The sequence below is a fragment of the Helicobacter sp. 11S02629-2 genome (assembly GCF_002272875.1).
In the GTDB taxonomy this organism is placed as follows: Bacteria; Campylobacterota; Campylobacteria; order Campylobacterales; family Helicobacteraceae; genus Helicobacter_I.
Genome location: NZ_MLAN01000001.1, coordinates 35,535 through 49,249, shown reverse-complemented (window position 1 = coordinate 49,249; position 13,715 = coordinate 35,535). Strand labels below are relative to the sequence as shown.

At 36.6% G+C, this 13,715-nt stretch carries 10 protein-coding genes and 3 tRNA genes; 11 read left to right on the top strand and 2 right to left on the bottom strand.

Annotated elements, in window-relative coordinates:
- The first annotated feature begins 51 nt into the window (after window positions 1–51).
- Window positions 52–1,260: a saccharopine dehydrogenase family protein gene (locus tag BKH40_RS00210; protein ID WP_257842456.1), complete on the top strand. Its 1,209-nt coding sequence runs from the start codon at window positions 52–54 to the stop codon at window positions 1,258–1,260.
- A 254-nt stretch (window positions 1,261–1,514) separates the two neighbouring features.
- Here BKH40_RS00210 and BKH40_RS00205 read toward each other — a convergent pair whose 3' ends face one another.
- Window positions 1,515–2,555 (bottom strand): hypothetical protein, encoded by a 1,041-nt coding sequence (locus BKH40_RS00205; RefSeq protein ID WP_095275770.1) that lies wholly within the window; start codon window positions 2,553–2,555, stop codon window positions 1,515–1,517.
- Between the two features lie 456 nt (window positions 2,556–3,011).
- On the opposite strand from BKH40_RS00205, the gene BKH40_RS00200 reads away from it, so the two are divergent.
- From BKH40_RS00200 to BKH40_RS00155, 10 genes are all read left to right on the top strand, one after another.
- Entirely contained in the window at window positions 3,012–3,317 is a 306-nt protein-coding gene (locus tag BKH40_RS00200) for a F0F1 ATP synthase subunit C (RefSeq protein ID WP_095229211.1), read from the top strand.
- A gap of 206 nt (window positions 3,318–3,523) precedes the next feature.
- Window positions 3,524–4,099, top strand: coding sequence for an isochorismatase family cysteine hydrolase (locus BKH40_RS00195; protein ID WP_219350142.1), 576 nt, complete (start codon window positions 3,524–3,526; stop codon window positions 4,097–4,099).
- A gap of 142 nt (window positions 4,100–4,241) precedes the next feature.
- Window positions 4,242–4,326: transfer RNA gene (locus tag BKH40_RS00190), tRNA-Leu, on the top strand.
- 20 nt (window positions 4,327–4,346) lie between these two features.
- A tRNA-Leu gene (locus BKH40_RS00185) sits at window positions 4,347–4,433 on the top strand.
- Between the two features lie 8 nt (window positions 4,434–4,441).
- A tRNA-Arg gene (locus BKH40_RS00180) sits at window positions 4,442–4,518 on the top strand.
- A 166-nt stretch (window positions 4,519–4,684) separates the two neighbouring features.
- Window positions 4,685–5,749 (top strand): phospho-N-acetylmuramoyl-pentapeptide-transferase, encoded by a 1,065-nt coding sequence (mraY, locus tag BKH40_RS00175; protein ID WP_095275768.1) that lies wholly within the window; start codon window positions 4,685–4,687, stop codon window positions 5,747–5,749.
- Complete coding sequence (gene murD, locus BKH40_RS00170) at window positions 5,749–6,969, top strand: UDP-N-acetylmuramoyl-L-alanine--D-glutamate ligase (protein WP_180675033.1); 1,221 nt, start codon at window positions 5,749–5,751, stop codon at window positions 6,967–6,969. The genes mraY and murD overlap by 1 nt, the downstream gene beginning before the upstream one ends.
- Before the next feature lie 18 nt (window positions 6,970–6,987).
- On the top strand, window positions 6,988–7,323 hold the full coding sequence (locus BKH40_RS00165; protein ID WP_095275764.1) for a Spx/MgsR family RNA polymerase-binding regulatory protein: 336 nt from the start codon (window positions 6,988–6,990) through the stop codon (window positions 7,321–7,323).
- A gap of 1 nt (window position 7,324) precedes the next feature.
- The gene (locus tag BKH40_RS00160; protein ID WP_095275762.1) at window positions 7,325–8,773 is read left to right on the top strand and encodes an SH3 domain-containing protein; all 1,449 of its coding nucleotides are present in this window, start codon (window positions 7,325–7,327) and stop codon (window positions 8,771–8,773) included.
- Window positions 8,774–9,307: 534 nt separating this feature from the next.
- A complete protein-coding gene (locus tag BKH40_RS00155) occupies window positions 9,308–10,990 on the top strand; it encodes a hypothetical protein (RefSeq protein WP_095275760.1) in 1,683 nt (560 codons plus the stop codon).
- Window positions 10,991–11,037: 47 nt separating this feature from the next.
- Here BKH40_RS00155 and BKH40_RS00150 read toward each other — a convergent pair whose 3' ends face one another.
- Window positions 11,038–13,308, bottom strand: a complete 2,271-nt coding sequence (locus BKH40_RS00150; RefSeq protein WP_095275759.1) for a TonB-dependent receptor — start codon at window positions 13,306–13,308, stop codon at window positions 11,038–11,040.
- Between the last annotated feature and the right edge of the window lie 407 nt (window positions 13,309–13,715).

Genomic DNA, 13,715 nt, shown 5'->3' with positions numbered 1-13,715 from the left:
ACTTATAATGCCATCTTATATAAATAATAAACTTCTAATAAAGGAACTAAATTGACAGTATTACAAATAGGCGCTGGAGGCGTTGGAGGTGTAGTAGCCCATAAACTAGCTATGAACAAAGATGTATTTTCTAATATCATCCTAGCAAGTCGCACGCTTGATAAACCTCGTGCCATAGCCAAAAGTATAGAATCTAAAGGGCTAGGTAAGATAAGCATAGAAGCAGTTGATGCTGATGATGTAAGCGCCCTAGTAGCTTTGATAGAAAAGTATAAGCCAGTAGTGGTTATAAACGTAGCCCTTCCTTATCAAGACTTAAGCATTATGGAAGCTTGCATAAAAACTAAGACTAACTACCTTGATACTGCAAACTATGAGCATCCAGACACTGCTAAGTTTGAGTACAAAGAGCAGTGGGCACTAGATGCTAAGTTTAAAGAAGCTGGGATTTATGGGCTTTTAGGAAGTGGCTTTGATCCAGGAGTTACTAATGTCTTTTGTGCCTATGCTCAAAAACACTACTTTGATTCTATAGAATCTATAGACATTCTAGACTGCAATGCAGGTGATCATGGCTATGCTTTTGCCACTAACTTTAACCCTGAGATAAATTTACGAGAAGTTAGTGCAAATGGCCGCTACTGGGAAGAAGGCAAGTGGATAGAAACTAAGCCTATGGAGATAATGCAAGTTTGGGACTATCCAGAAGTTGGTAAAAAAGATTCCTATCTTCTTTATCACGAAGAGCTAGAAAGTCTAGTAAAACACATAAAAGGGCTAAAACGCATAAGATTTTTTATGACTTTTTCACAAAGCTATCTAACTCATATGAAGTGCCTTGAAAATGTAGGAATGTTGCGCATTGATGAAGTAAAGCATAATGGTGTAAAAATCATCCCTATGCAGTTTTTAAAAACCTTGCTTCCAGACCCTGCAAGTCTAGCTTCTAGAACCAAAGGTAAAACTAATATTGGCTGCTACTTTAAAGGCAAAAAAGATGGTAAACAAAGAACTATTTATATCTATAATGTCTGTGATCATGAAGAGTGTTATAAAGAAGTAAATGCACAAGGTGTAAGCTACACTACAGGTGTACCAGCTGTCATTGGCGCAAAGCTTATAGCTACAAAAGTTTGGAGTGGTAAGGGTGTGTTTAATATGGAGCAAAATAACCCTGATCCTTTTATGAGTGAGCTTGATAAGCAAGGGCTTCCTTGGGTAGTGCTAGAAGATGGCAAGGTTATAAAAGGTAGGGCTTAAAATATCATGCACTAAGAGATTAACGCTAAAAGATTAAAAGTTTGCGTGGTAATCTAAACATTATCATCACAAAAAGATGCCTTTATTAAGATGGCGATTTTATATCCCCCTTGTGATTGATTACCACGCAAGCTAGTGCTTACTTATCTTTCAATAATGCAAGTGAGTTTCATATACTAAAAAGATGTATTTATATCACTATAAAGTGCTGACATATTAATCAACATTGCAATCTTTCTTCTTACCACACACTTCTACCATACATAGGTATAGCCCCCTATGACTGTAAGACCTCCAGAGGCTATACTTCCCCCTCCAACATATAAAGGCACTTTTATACCTAGATTAAGTATGCTATGTCCAAAGTCATACTGAAGTCCTAAGTTTATAGGGACGTAAAAACTACTAACAGAATATATACCAGAACTTTCTGTAGTTTGTGGCTGTACAACACTTGCAGAAACTCTTGTTGCAGCATTAGCTATATCTCTTTCTAATGATGCAGAATCTCCAGCAGCTAAGTCAGCAGCTATGTTGCTACTTTTATTCTCTAGAGCTTCAATTTTAGTAGACTTTTCCTCATCTGATAATGTTTGGTCTTGTTCTATTCTATTCCTCTGTTGGTCTAAGCGACCCATCGTTGTTAAGGCTCTTACTGTTTGCTCATTAGATATACCATTAGGACTACCAGCACCAGAAGCATAGCTACTGCTACTATACATAAAACTTCCACCACCACTATCACCAAAATCAACCCTACTGCTACCAAAACCACCTACAACAGTTTCATAGCCTATGCCAGATCCTATATAGAATCCAAAGCCTTTAACAAAGTTATAGTAGTAGTCTATATTAGCAGCCAAGCCATTATCGAAAAAACCACTTGATACAGCAAAATTATCACTAAGGTAGAATCTTAAGCCCATATTATGAGTGAAAGCTTTCTGACCTCCTATACGCAAGCCTGCACCATAGCCAAGTGGTCTAGTAATCCCTAGATCAATGCCTAGCAAAAACCCGCTATTACCTTCTTTTTTAGCTCTGCTAGTGCCAGTATCATCGCTATACTCTACTCTCTTTATAGTTCTTATCTCATCGGCATTTTGAGTTTGAGTGTTTTGTACTTGAGTGTTTGGACTTTGGATGATTATCGCTTTATGGCAGATAAGCTCACCTGACCCATCATTACTTTGTTTGCATATTAGATTCCCGCTTTGTGCTTCATTAGCATTTGCTAGACTACCTATTCCTAGTATTGCCATTAGGGCTATTATACTTACTACACTTTTTTTCATTTTTAATTCTCCTCGTTGGCGTTTTGTATTTTTTTTAATTTTTTGAGTTAAGGCGTGGTATATGCTTTTAATGTCTTGTTGTTATAAGCTATGGCAATGACATGTAGCTATCTGATTTAACAAAGGTTAACTTTGCTAGCTTTCATTATTTGAAAATGCGAGATATTGTAAGCCGTTTTTTTTTTTTTGATTAAAGTAAGCTTAAATTTGAGTATTGCCATGCAAAAAGTTTTATTTTTAAAGCACTAGGTAAAAAGGAGTTATCTAATGCAATAACACTCCCTTTTAAATACAAAGCAAAATATAAAATATTAGATTCCACCCTTAAAAGCTAAGCCTACAAGCCTAAAGTCTTTTAACTTTAAACTTTTCTTAATCAAACTTAGTACATAATCCACCTTACAGAGTTTAAGTAGGGGTATTGATCCGAACGACTTTGATATATAAGGAGACTTAATGAAGTTATTATTTACTGTGCTTGCCATAACCGGCTTTGCATTTGCAGGTGAGATAGGTGGAAAAGAGTTTATACAAGCCTTTTCTGTAGTTGGAGCAGTTGTAGGCTTAGGTATAGCCGCTCTTGGTGGTGGTATAGGTATGGGACACGCAGCAGCTGCAGCTATAACTGGTACAGCTAGAAACCCAGCACTTGGTTCAAAACTTCAAGCGACTATGTTTATCGCCATAGCTCTTATTGAAGCGCAAGTTATCTATACACTTGTTTTTGCCATCATCGCTTTATATGCAAACCCGTTTTTATAGAATCTAAATATAAATCTTAAAAACTAAAACACTAAGATGAGATAGCCTAATACATAAAGTTAGAAGCTTTCTCATCTTGCTTACTTCTTTACCAAACACCCTATTCTTTCCTTAGCAAGTAATAAGTTTTATCATTCATATTATGACTTATAGTCTTTTTAGTCTAAAATACTCCCTTAAACTAACCCAAGCAAAAGGATATAAAAGTGAAAGATAAACTAGAAAATATTGATAACAAAAAAGTTGCAATCATAGTTGTAGACATGCTTAATGACTTTGTAACTGGTGCTTTAAAGTGCGAGGGTGCCAAAGACATTATAGCTAGTACAGTTAGCCTTTTAGATTCTGCAAGAAAGCATAACATCCCTGTTATATTTTCAAATGACGCCCATATAAAAGGCATAGATCATGAACTAGCCCTATGGGGTGATCACGGTATAGCTGGCACTGATGGGGCTAAAGTCATCCCTGAGCTTGGAGTATGTGAAAAAGACTATGTAGTCCCTAAAAGAAGATATAGTGGCTTTTTTGGCACAGACCTTGACATACTTTTAAGAGAGCTAAAAGTAGACACGCTTATCATAACTGGCCTTCATACTAATATCTGCGTAAGGCACACTTGTGCAGATGGCTTTTGTCTAGGCTATAAGATAGTAGTTCCTAGTGATGCTACTAACGCCTTTACTAAAAAAGACTATGAAGAAGGTCTAGAGTACTTAAAGATGGTTTATGGGGCAAAAGTTATCACAAGTAGTGAGTTAGTAAAGCTATTTGATAAGTAAAGTTTGGATTTAGATTCTAAAAGCCTCGCTTACAAAAGTCTAAATCTTCACAGAAAATATGCTAAAATTCAACTCTTGATTTTATTTTAAAATCTTAGGTTCTTTGGCATATTTTAAGTTTTTAAAGATGCTTTTTTAGGTGGCACTGGTGGTGGAATGGTAGACACGCCATCTTGAGGGGGTGGTGAACTTCGTTCGTGCGAGTTCAAGTCTCGCTCAGTGCACCATTTGCTTTTTTATATATTTAGCCGGAGTGGTGAAACTGGTAGACGCGCTAGACTCAAAATCTAGTAAGGGCAACCTTGTGTCGGTTCGAGTCCGACCTTCGGCACCATAGTTTTTGTCTTAATAGCTCAGCCGGATAGAGCGTATGATTCCTAATCATAAGGCCGCAGGTTCAAGTCCTGCTTAGGACACCACTTTCTTTACATTTAATTATCAATTTACCTTTCTAACTTTTACTTTATAAGTTTTATGGAATCCACTTTTACATTACTCAAAGCATGTTTTTTGGCCTTTTATGATTCTTAGAATTTCAAAATTGGCTATACTCCAAGTTTACATACTCACCTTGTAAGGTAGCCAATGCTTTATTATCTTTATGAATATCTAGATATTAATATATTTCAATATATCACTGTCCGTGCTGGCACAAGCTTTATCATAGGCTTTTTGCTCTCTGCTTTCTTGCTGCCAAAGTTTATCGCTTGGGCTGCTAGCAAAAAAGCAAACCAGCCTATATCTACTTTCATAAAAGCACACGCTCAAAAGAAAAACACTCCTACTATGGGAGGGTTAGTCTTTGTGCTTTCAACACTTATAGCTTGCATACTTACTATAAAGCTTGATAACACCTACGCACTTCTTGGCATGCTTTGCTTACTGCTTTTTTGTCTAGTTGGCGCGCGTGATGACTACGTTAAGATAGCCGCTAAGAGTAATGCTGGCATGAGTGCTAAAGTCAAGTTTTCACTCCTTGCAGTTATAGCTTTAATCTTAAGTCTTGGTATGTACTACTCTGGGCTTAACACTAGCTTGTATCTGCCATTTTTAAAACACCCTGTCATTGATGTGACTAACTATCCCTACATCGCCATCATATTTTGGATGCTGGTCTTTTTAGCTACTACTAATGCTGTAAATATCACTGATGGCTTAGATGGTCTAGCAACAGTGCCAAGTATTTGTGCTCTAGCAAGCCTTAGTGTTTTTGTCTATGTAGCAGGGAACTATGAGTGGTCAAGGTATCTTTTCTGGCCTAGGGTTTATGGAGCTGGAGAAGTTATGGTCATAAGTCTAGCTTTAATAGGCTCTCTTTTTGGCTTCCTTTGGTATAACTGCCACCCTGCACAAGTTTTTATGGGAGATAGTGGAAGCCTTGCTATAGGTGGCTTTGTAGCATACTGTGCAATTATTGCTAATAGTGAGATACTACTTATAATCATAGGCTTTGTCTTTGTCATCGAAACACTTTCTGTCATCTTGCAAGTTGGAAGCTTCAAGCTAAGGAAAAAGAGAATCTTTCTCATGGCACCTTTGCACCACCACTTTGAAGTGAAGGGCTGGGCGGAAAACAAGATCATAGTTAGATTTTGGATAGTGGCTATACTTAGCAACCTAGTGGCACTTTTATCATTAAAGATAAGATGATGATAAATCTAATAGGATATGGACTAACTAATAAAGCCCTTGCTAAGCTTTTAGAATCTAAACATCTAGCTTATAAAGTCTATGATGATTCTATAAGTGCTTCCACTTTAAAAGACTTTAACGCTCTAGTGCTAAATAAAGATGATATAAACATAGTAAGCCCGGGCATCCCACCTTTTAAGCTTAAACATCCAGTTATTAGTGACTATGAGTATCTTTACTCTAACTATAAACTTCCTTTTAGTATATGGATAAGTGGGACTAATGGCAAGACTACTACTACGCAGATGTGTGCTTTTTTAAATGAAGATTCCCTAGCCTGTGGCAATATAGGACTTCCTTTAAGTGAGGCACTCACTAAACACAAAAAAATCCTAGCCATAGAAACTAGCTCTTTTACCCTCCACTACACCAAAACTGCCCTGCCTGATATCTACCTTTTACTACCAGTAGAACAAGATCATATAAGCTGGCATGAAAGCTTTTCTAACTATATAGATGATAAGTTAAAGCCACTTAGTATATTTCTAGCTCAAGAAAAAAAGTCAGACTTTAAGTGCATCATCCCAAGTAGTCTTGAAGATACAAAGATAGTTAAAGCCTTTTTAAAATGCCACAAAGATAGAATCTTTTTATATGAAGATGAAAGCGATCTTAAAAGCCACTTTGATATAAAAGATTCCATAAACTTTGCCTTCCCTTTCTCTCTTGATGCCACCCTTGCACTAAGTAGCTATAAGCTTGCAAAGCTTCCTATAATAAAAGATATAGATGACTTTAAGATAGGTGGGCATAGGATGGAAGAGTATAGTTTTAATGGAGTTACTTTTATAGATGACTCTAAAGCTACTAATCCACACGCAACACACGCCGCCCTAACACACTACCTATCCACCCTAAAAAGCACACTTTTTTTAATCCTCGGAGGTGACTTAAAAGGTGCTGATATAAGCTTAATCATACCTCTACTTAAAAACCCTAAGATAAAGATTTACACCATAGGAAGAGATGGCTTAGCTATATCTAAAACTTTAAAAGATAGTGCTATAGATTCTATTTACAAAGAGACTTTAAAAGAAGCCATGTGCCTTATAGAATCTAGTCTTAACAAAGATGACTTAGTCTTACTAAGCCCAGCTTGTGCTAGCCTAGATCAGTACCCTTCTTATGCCAAAAGAGGAGAAGAGTTTATAAACTTAGCAAAGACACTTAAAAGCTAAATACACAAAGGGGCAAAGATGCAAGATGAAGTAAAGATATATGGTATAAAAAACTGCAACACCATGAAAAAAGCCTTTAGCTTTTTAGATTCTAAAAGCATCCCCTACACTTTTATAGACTATAAAAAAACCCCTCCAAGCTTAGAGTTTTTAAAAGAAGTGCTAAAAGATATAAGCATAGATATACTTTTAAACAAAAAAGGCACTACTTATAAGTCCTTAGATGTTAAACCTAGTGGGGAAGAAGAGATTTTAAGATTTTTATGTGAAAAACCAAGTGCCATTAAAAGACCTCTTGTAAAGTACAAAGCTAGCTTTCACATAGACACTTTAGAAAACATCTTTAAGGATTAAAATGAAATATATAAAGTACGTACTTGCTGCTGCTTTTGCATTATTAATCATTGCTTGCTCACTCCCTACTAAGTCTATCAAGACAGATATACACTACCCACAAGTTGTAGATAATAAGCTTTTTAACATCTCTCAAGATGCCACAACTTACGCTAAGTTAGAACAAACACAAGAAGTTTTTAAAGACTTAAAAGATAAGTACTTAGGTATCTACTACTCAGTTTGGACTACTAAGCCAACAGCTACTAAGGCAGAGACTTTTTGGATAATCCCAAGCTTACAAAACGCCATCAAAGCAGATGATGATGCAAATGCTTTAATAGCTGAAGATTCAAGCCATCTTAGCTTAAGCGAAAAGCTAAAAAGAGATGAAGATATAAAAAAGCTTATAGCTAAAAGAGATTCTCTCTTAGGCTTTGGTGAAAACCTCATGCCAAATACTATAAGTGACTTTAAAAAGCTAATAGCTAATATGAACGTAGATAGCTTTTATAAAAACCCACAAAATGCAATCATAGTAAACAATACTAACGTTAGGGCAGTCCCTACCTTAAAGCCACGCTATAAAAACAGACACAACTTCCCTTTTGATAGGTGGCAAAACAGCTCCATGTTTGAAGGCACTCCAGTCGTTATAACTCAGTTTAGCACTGATGGCAAGTTTGCCCACGTACACAGTGCTTATGTAGATGGCTGGGTGTTAAGTAATGATGTAGCCTTAGTAGACCCTAAATTACAAGACTTTTTGCTTAAACTAAAAAACTACAAAGTTACTAATGAAGATAACACCCCACTAAACGACCCAAAAAGACTTTTTTTCATAGATGCAAAAATCGGCCAGCTTTTCCCTTACGATAAGACTAGCGATAAGCTTATACTTTTTAAAAAAGGGCTTGATGGCTATGCTAAAAAGGTTGAGATAGCCTACCCTAAAACTAGCTTTAAAGACTTCCCCATCCCTTTTAGTGATGACATGATGGCTAATTTAATAAATACTATGATGGGTGAAAAGTACGGCTGGGGTGGAATCTTTGGTAATAGAGACTGCTCTGCTTTTACGCGCGATAGCTTTGCAAACTTTGGCATCTTCTTACCGCGTAACTCAGCCTCGCAAGCAAACTACACTGGCAACTTACAAGACCTAAGCAAGATGACTAATGAACAAAAAGAAAGCTATATCATAGCTAATGGAGTGCCTTTTAGATCTATCATCTGGCTTAAGGGTCATATCATGATATACATTGGCACTACTACTATAGATGGCAAGCAGCGCGCACTTGTAGCCCACGATGCTTGGTCAGTTACTGGCTCTTCAGATACCAATAAAGAAGTCATCATGTTAGGTGGAGTTCATATAACTACTATGACAGTTGGTGCATCTTTTGATGGAGAAAGCAGCAAAAAGACCTTGCTAAGTCGCGCTATAGGTATAAGTAATATTATGGAGTAAAGCCTTTTTAGGTTAAGTATTTTAAGTATATGGAATCTAAAATATATTAGATTCCATATATTCTTTTTAAAGCTTTATAAATGCTTCTATACTACACAAAAGCTTTGTAATAAACTCCTTTATAAGCTATAGATTCCAAAAACATGGCTATAAGTAAGCTAAACCTTAACTATAAAATCTAATATCAAGACTTAAAGCGTATCTTTTTTACTCAAAAAGCTTAAGATTCTAAGTATTTTTACTATCTTATTTTTACTGCATTTTTTAAGACTAGATAAGTAAGATAAAGCTTTTATATTTTTACTAGTGGCTTTAAACTTGATAAACCTTAACTTTACTTAACCTAAAACATCTAGTGTTTTTTTAGAATCTAAGACCTAAAAAGTTCTATTAAAAACACCTTTAGACATAATGCCTCTTTGAACTTATATCGCTTTATCTTTTGCCAACTAAGCACTATTAGTTACAAGCAAAAAGCGACATAGCTTCCTTTTTTAAAATTAAACATACAACCAAACATACAAAGGATGAAATATGTCTAAAGTCACTAAAATCTTACTTTCAGCCTCACTTATATTAAGCCTAAGTACTATAGCCTTAGCAGAAGATGGAAACGCTACAGACAAGCAAACAAACAATGATATAAATGGCATAAAGTTCTTACTAGGTGGTGGTCTAGGAACTAGTATAAGTGCACACAATGTAAAAGATGGAGATGAGCAAGCTATAAGATTTTCAGGGGCTGGCTTAAACACAAAGCTAACACTAGGAACTGGGATCTTTACTACCACGGCTAATAGCACACTTGGACTTCAAGCAACACTTGGCGTTGGGGTTAATAAGGTCTCTTCATCTTTCTACCCTCAGTACTCTTTTAACCTTGACTTTATCCAAGCTTTTAAAATAGGAAATGGCCACATCAAACTAGGCTACATAGCAGGAGTAGGTCTTGCTATAAGGAATAATGATGCTATAAACTCAGGTAGTGGTGAGATTAACACTCCCGCACAAGGCACGCCAGTTGCCAGCACTAGGGTTAATCAAAACGCAGCCCTTTTAGCTTTACTACCCTACCTTATGGGTAATGGACTAAATGGAGGTAGCTCTACAAACAGCTTTGGAACTTCTAGCATAACTCCAAGCTTTACAAGCCCAAGTTTTTCAACTCCAACTACTATCATAAGCCCAGCTGCAAGTAATGCAAATAGTGCCGCTTTATCTGAGGCTAATGCAAGGCTTTCTGCAGCAAACGCACAGATAAACCAGCTTAGAGGGACTATCTCTAATCTAAGTAGTGTTAGCCAGATGATGAGTTCTAATATAAATAACTTGCAAAATATCATAAACCAGCAAAATGACGAACTTACCCAAAAACAAAAAGAATATATAGGCACTTTTAATCAAACTGAAGCTGCAAGAGCAGTAGCTAATAGCTTGAGGGCACAAGTAAGCGAACAGCTTGCCAAGGCAAATGACGCAGGTAACTTTATAAGGACTAATAGAGGCACAGCCCAGCCTCTAACTGACTTTATAGACCCAGATACTGGAGAATTTAGAAACGGAAAGTGGAGTGATAATTTATTCACACTTGGTGTAGGGTTAGCTAACATAAGAGAGAGAGCCAAAGAGATAAGAGACGCAAGGGCAGCCCTTGCTAAACTGGATCCAGAGTATGAGGTAGCATCTCAAAAGTATGGAGGCTTAGTCTCTACAAGAACTGCACAAGGTCAGACCATAAACGTCTATAGAAACACCATAGACATACTTAAAAACCAGCTTACGAGTCAACAAGACATCATAAAACGCTATCAAGATATCATAAACTCAGCACAAAATGTAGTAGCACAACTTCAAAGTGCTACCATAGCAAAAGATGATGCAGCCACACAAAAGCTTATCGCCCAGTCTAAAGAAGTCATAGCTAATGCACAAAGCGCTATAGCTGAGGCAAACACACAGGCTAAAAAACAAAAAGATGCCCTAGTCGCCCTAGCTGCAACACAAGATAGCAAAAGGGCAAAAACTGCTGTGCAAGCAAATGAGACAAACCCTGATAAAACCCCTAGCATCATGCCAACTATTAAGCTTGGACTTATCGCCTTTATAGGTAAGAATCAAAGCATATCTTTAGAGTATCAACACTATTTTAGAAACACTAATGCCAACTTTGGAAGTAGTGATATAACACTTAATTACACTTACTACTTTGGTAATTAGTGAGTTTAGTTAACTAGCTACTTTTATAAAGTAGCTAGCTTATAAAACTAGAAGTTATAAGTCACTGAACCATAATAGCGTCGACCTTCACGGATATAATTGTAAGCATTTAACGGTTGGGCAGTGCTTCCATTGCTTGCTAGAGGGTCTCTTACTGTGTAGTCAAAGAAGTCTTGATTTAAGAGGTTATTAATACCTAGACTTAGCTTTATACTTTGGTCTTTTGTTATCTTATAAGTATAGTTAGCCCCTATATGAAGTAAAAAGTAGTCTTTGTAGTACTGACTAACACCTGCATTTATAAATTTTTGTTGTTGCTCGGCTGAGGTTATCTCTTGTCTAAAGGTATCTCCTCTAAACTCACCACGTAAAAAGATATTAAACTCATCTAATATATAAGTTATAGCTGAGTTTAAAGTGTGAAGTGGTACATCTGTAAAAGGAACCCTAAACTGATTCCTTGCACTTTGAGCAGGCACAGCTTCAGTCTTATTAAAAGTATAACTTGCGTTAAATTTAATAGCACCAACTCCTACATCTACTGGCTTAAGACCAAAAAAGACCTCTGCGCCATAGCTTAAAGCACTTGACTGGTTTTCTTGAGTCTGACATCTATTGACATTACTATTTACTGCATTACCATTAGTCATAGTTCTTATAGGAGTACAAATTCCACCTCCACCGGGTAAAGCAGCTTGTGGAGATACATTAACATTCCCTATCCTATCCCTAAAATCAACATAAAATCCTGTCAAACTTGCTTCAAACCAGTCATTATCAGTCGCTACAGCTAACTCATAGTTAGTTGAAGTCTCAGGTCTTAAGGTAGGATTCCCATAAACTAGCACTTGTCCTTGACCAGTTAGATTTATAACACCCGGTACTAGTTGGTTAACGTTAGGAGTTTTATAGCCTTGGGCAACCCCACCTTTTACAGTTAGCCACTCTAGTGGGTTATAGACTAGATAAACACGTGGAGAGTTATTAAAACCAAAGGCTGAGTTATAGTTTATCCTATTGCCTAAGGTTAAAAGGAGATTATCAATTATCTCTATTTGGGCTTCTGCAAAGATGGCTGCGTTATGTTGGTAGATAAAAGAAGTATTAGGTATCACCCTATCATTCATAGAGTTAAACCAGTAGCGACCACCCACTGTAAGCTTTACTGTCTCATAATCAAACTTAGTGTTTTGATCAGCTATAACATCGATTCCATAGATGTCACGTGACTGACCAGTTAGATGCCTTTCAGCAGGTCTATTAGTAAAAACATCTGCTGTTAGTTGCCGCCCAAAGTTAGAAGCATAGTTTAGCTGTAAGCTAGTATCAGTAGAGATCCTTCTTAAAAGCCCGCCTACTTCATACTTACCATCGTGGGCTGCTATGGCATTAAGCCTATCAAAAGTTAGTGAAGGGCCATATCCTGCACCTATAGTACCTAACTGACTTAAAGAGTTATCATACCACTGGCTACCCCAGTCTAGGTCTATATAAGAGCTATTTTGCGCACTTGGAGTATAGATAAGTCTAGAGCCTATATTGTAGATATTAGATTCTGAAAGGCCTACTACGTTATTTCTTGCAGCAGCATTTATGCCAGTGCTATTAAAAGTTAGGTTTGGAATCCTCTTAAAGTCATTGACATTAACCTTGGTTCTATAAAACTCTCTAGCACGCAAGGTTAACCCCCAGTACTTAGCCTTATCAAGTGGTCCTGCTGTATAGATTCCAAGTGAGGCTGTATTACCAAAGGCCTTATCTTCATTCACTAAGCCATCCATTGTTATACTCCCACCCCACTTATCAAAGCTTTTTTTAGTGATGATATTTACAACCCCACCTATGGCATCACTGCCATAAAGCGTACTCATAGGCCCTCTTATAACTTCTATACGTTCTATTGCATTAAGTGGAGGCATGAAAGAAGTTAAGGTTTCTGAAAAGCCATTAGGAAGTGTGCCTGTAGTTACATTAAGCCTTTTTCCATCTTGCAAAAAGAGAGTGTAAGCTTGGGGCATACCTCTTATAGTTATCCCCCAACCGCCTGTTTTTCCAACTCCACTATCTATAGATACGCCAGGGACATCTTGGAGGGCCTCTGCTATATCTCTAACTGGAGTAGCACTTAAGTCTTCTGGAGTGACTACGGATATGGACGCTGGAGCTTGGCTGATGTTTTGTTCAAAACCGCTAGCTGTGGCGACGACTTTATCTAGTCTAGTGTGGTTAGTATTTTGTTCTTTGTCATCTGTCTTTTGAATATCATCTTGCGCGAAGAGTAGTCCTAAGGTTAGGGCTAAGGTTGCGTATTTTTTCATTCAGTCCCTTTAAGAATAGTTATAATTTTTATTAATAATTTATATTAATAGTGATTATTATAATGTCTAGCTCTGGATATAAAAAGATAACTTGATATTTGATAAATACTTTCTTAACTTATATGATTTTTTGTTGATGGCTTAACATATTAGAAAAATATTAATTTACTCTTACTAAGACATTAGTAAATAAAATATTTACTAATGTCTTAGATGAGGGTTTATGTCATTAACTAGAAGCGTTCATGCAAAGTGAAGTAATTAAATAGTTAAAGCTAAAAATGTGATTATAAATTATATTTGATTGCCATGTTTTAGATGCTTCCACCATTACCACGCAAATAGGCAAGTAAAAGCAGTTTTCTTAATAAAAATATGCTGACTTATAAAATGTGAAATACATATCT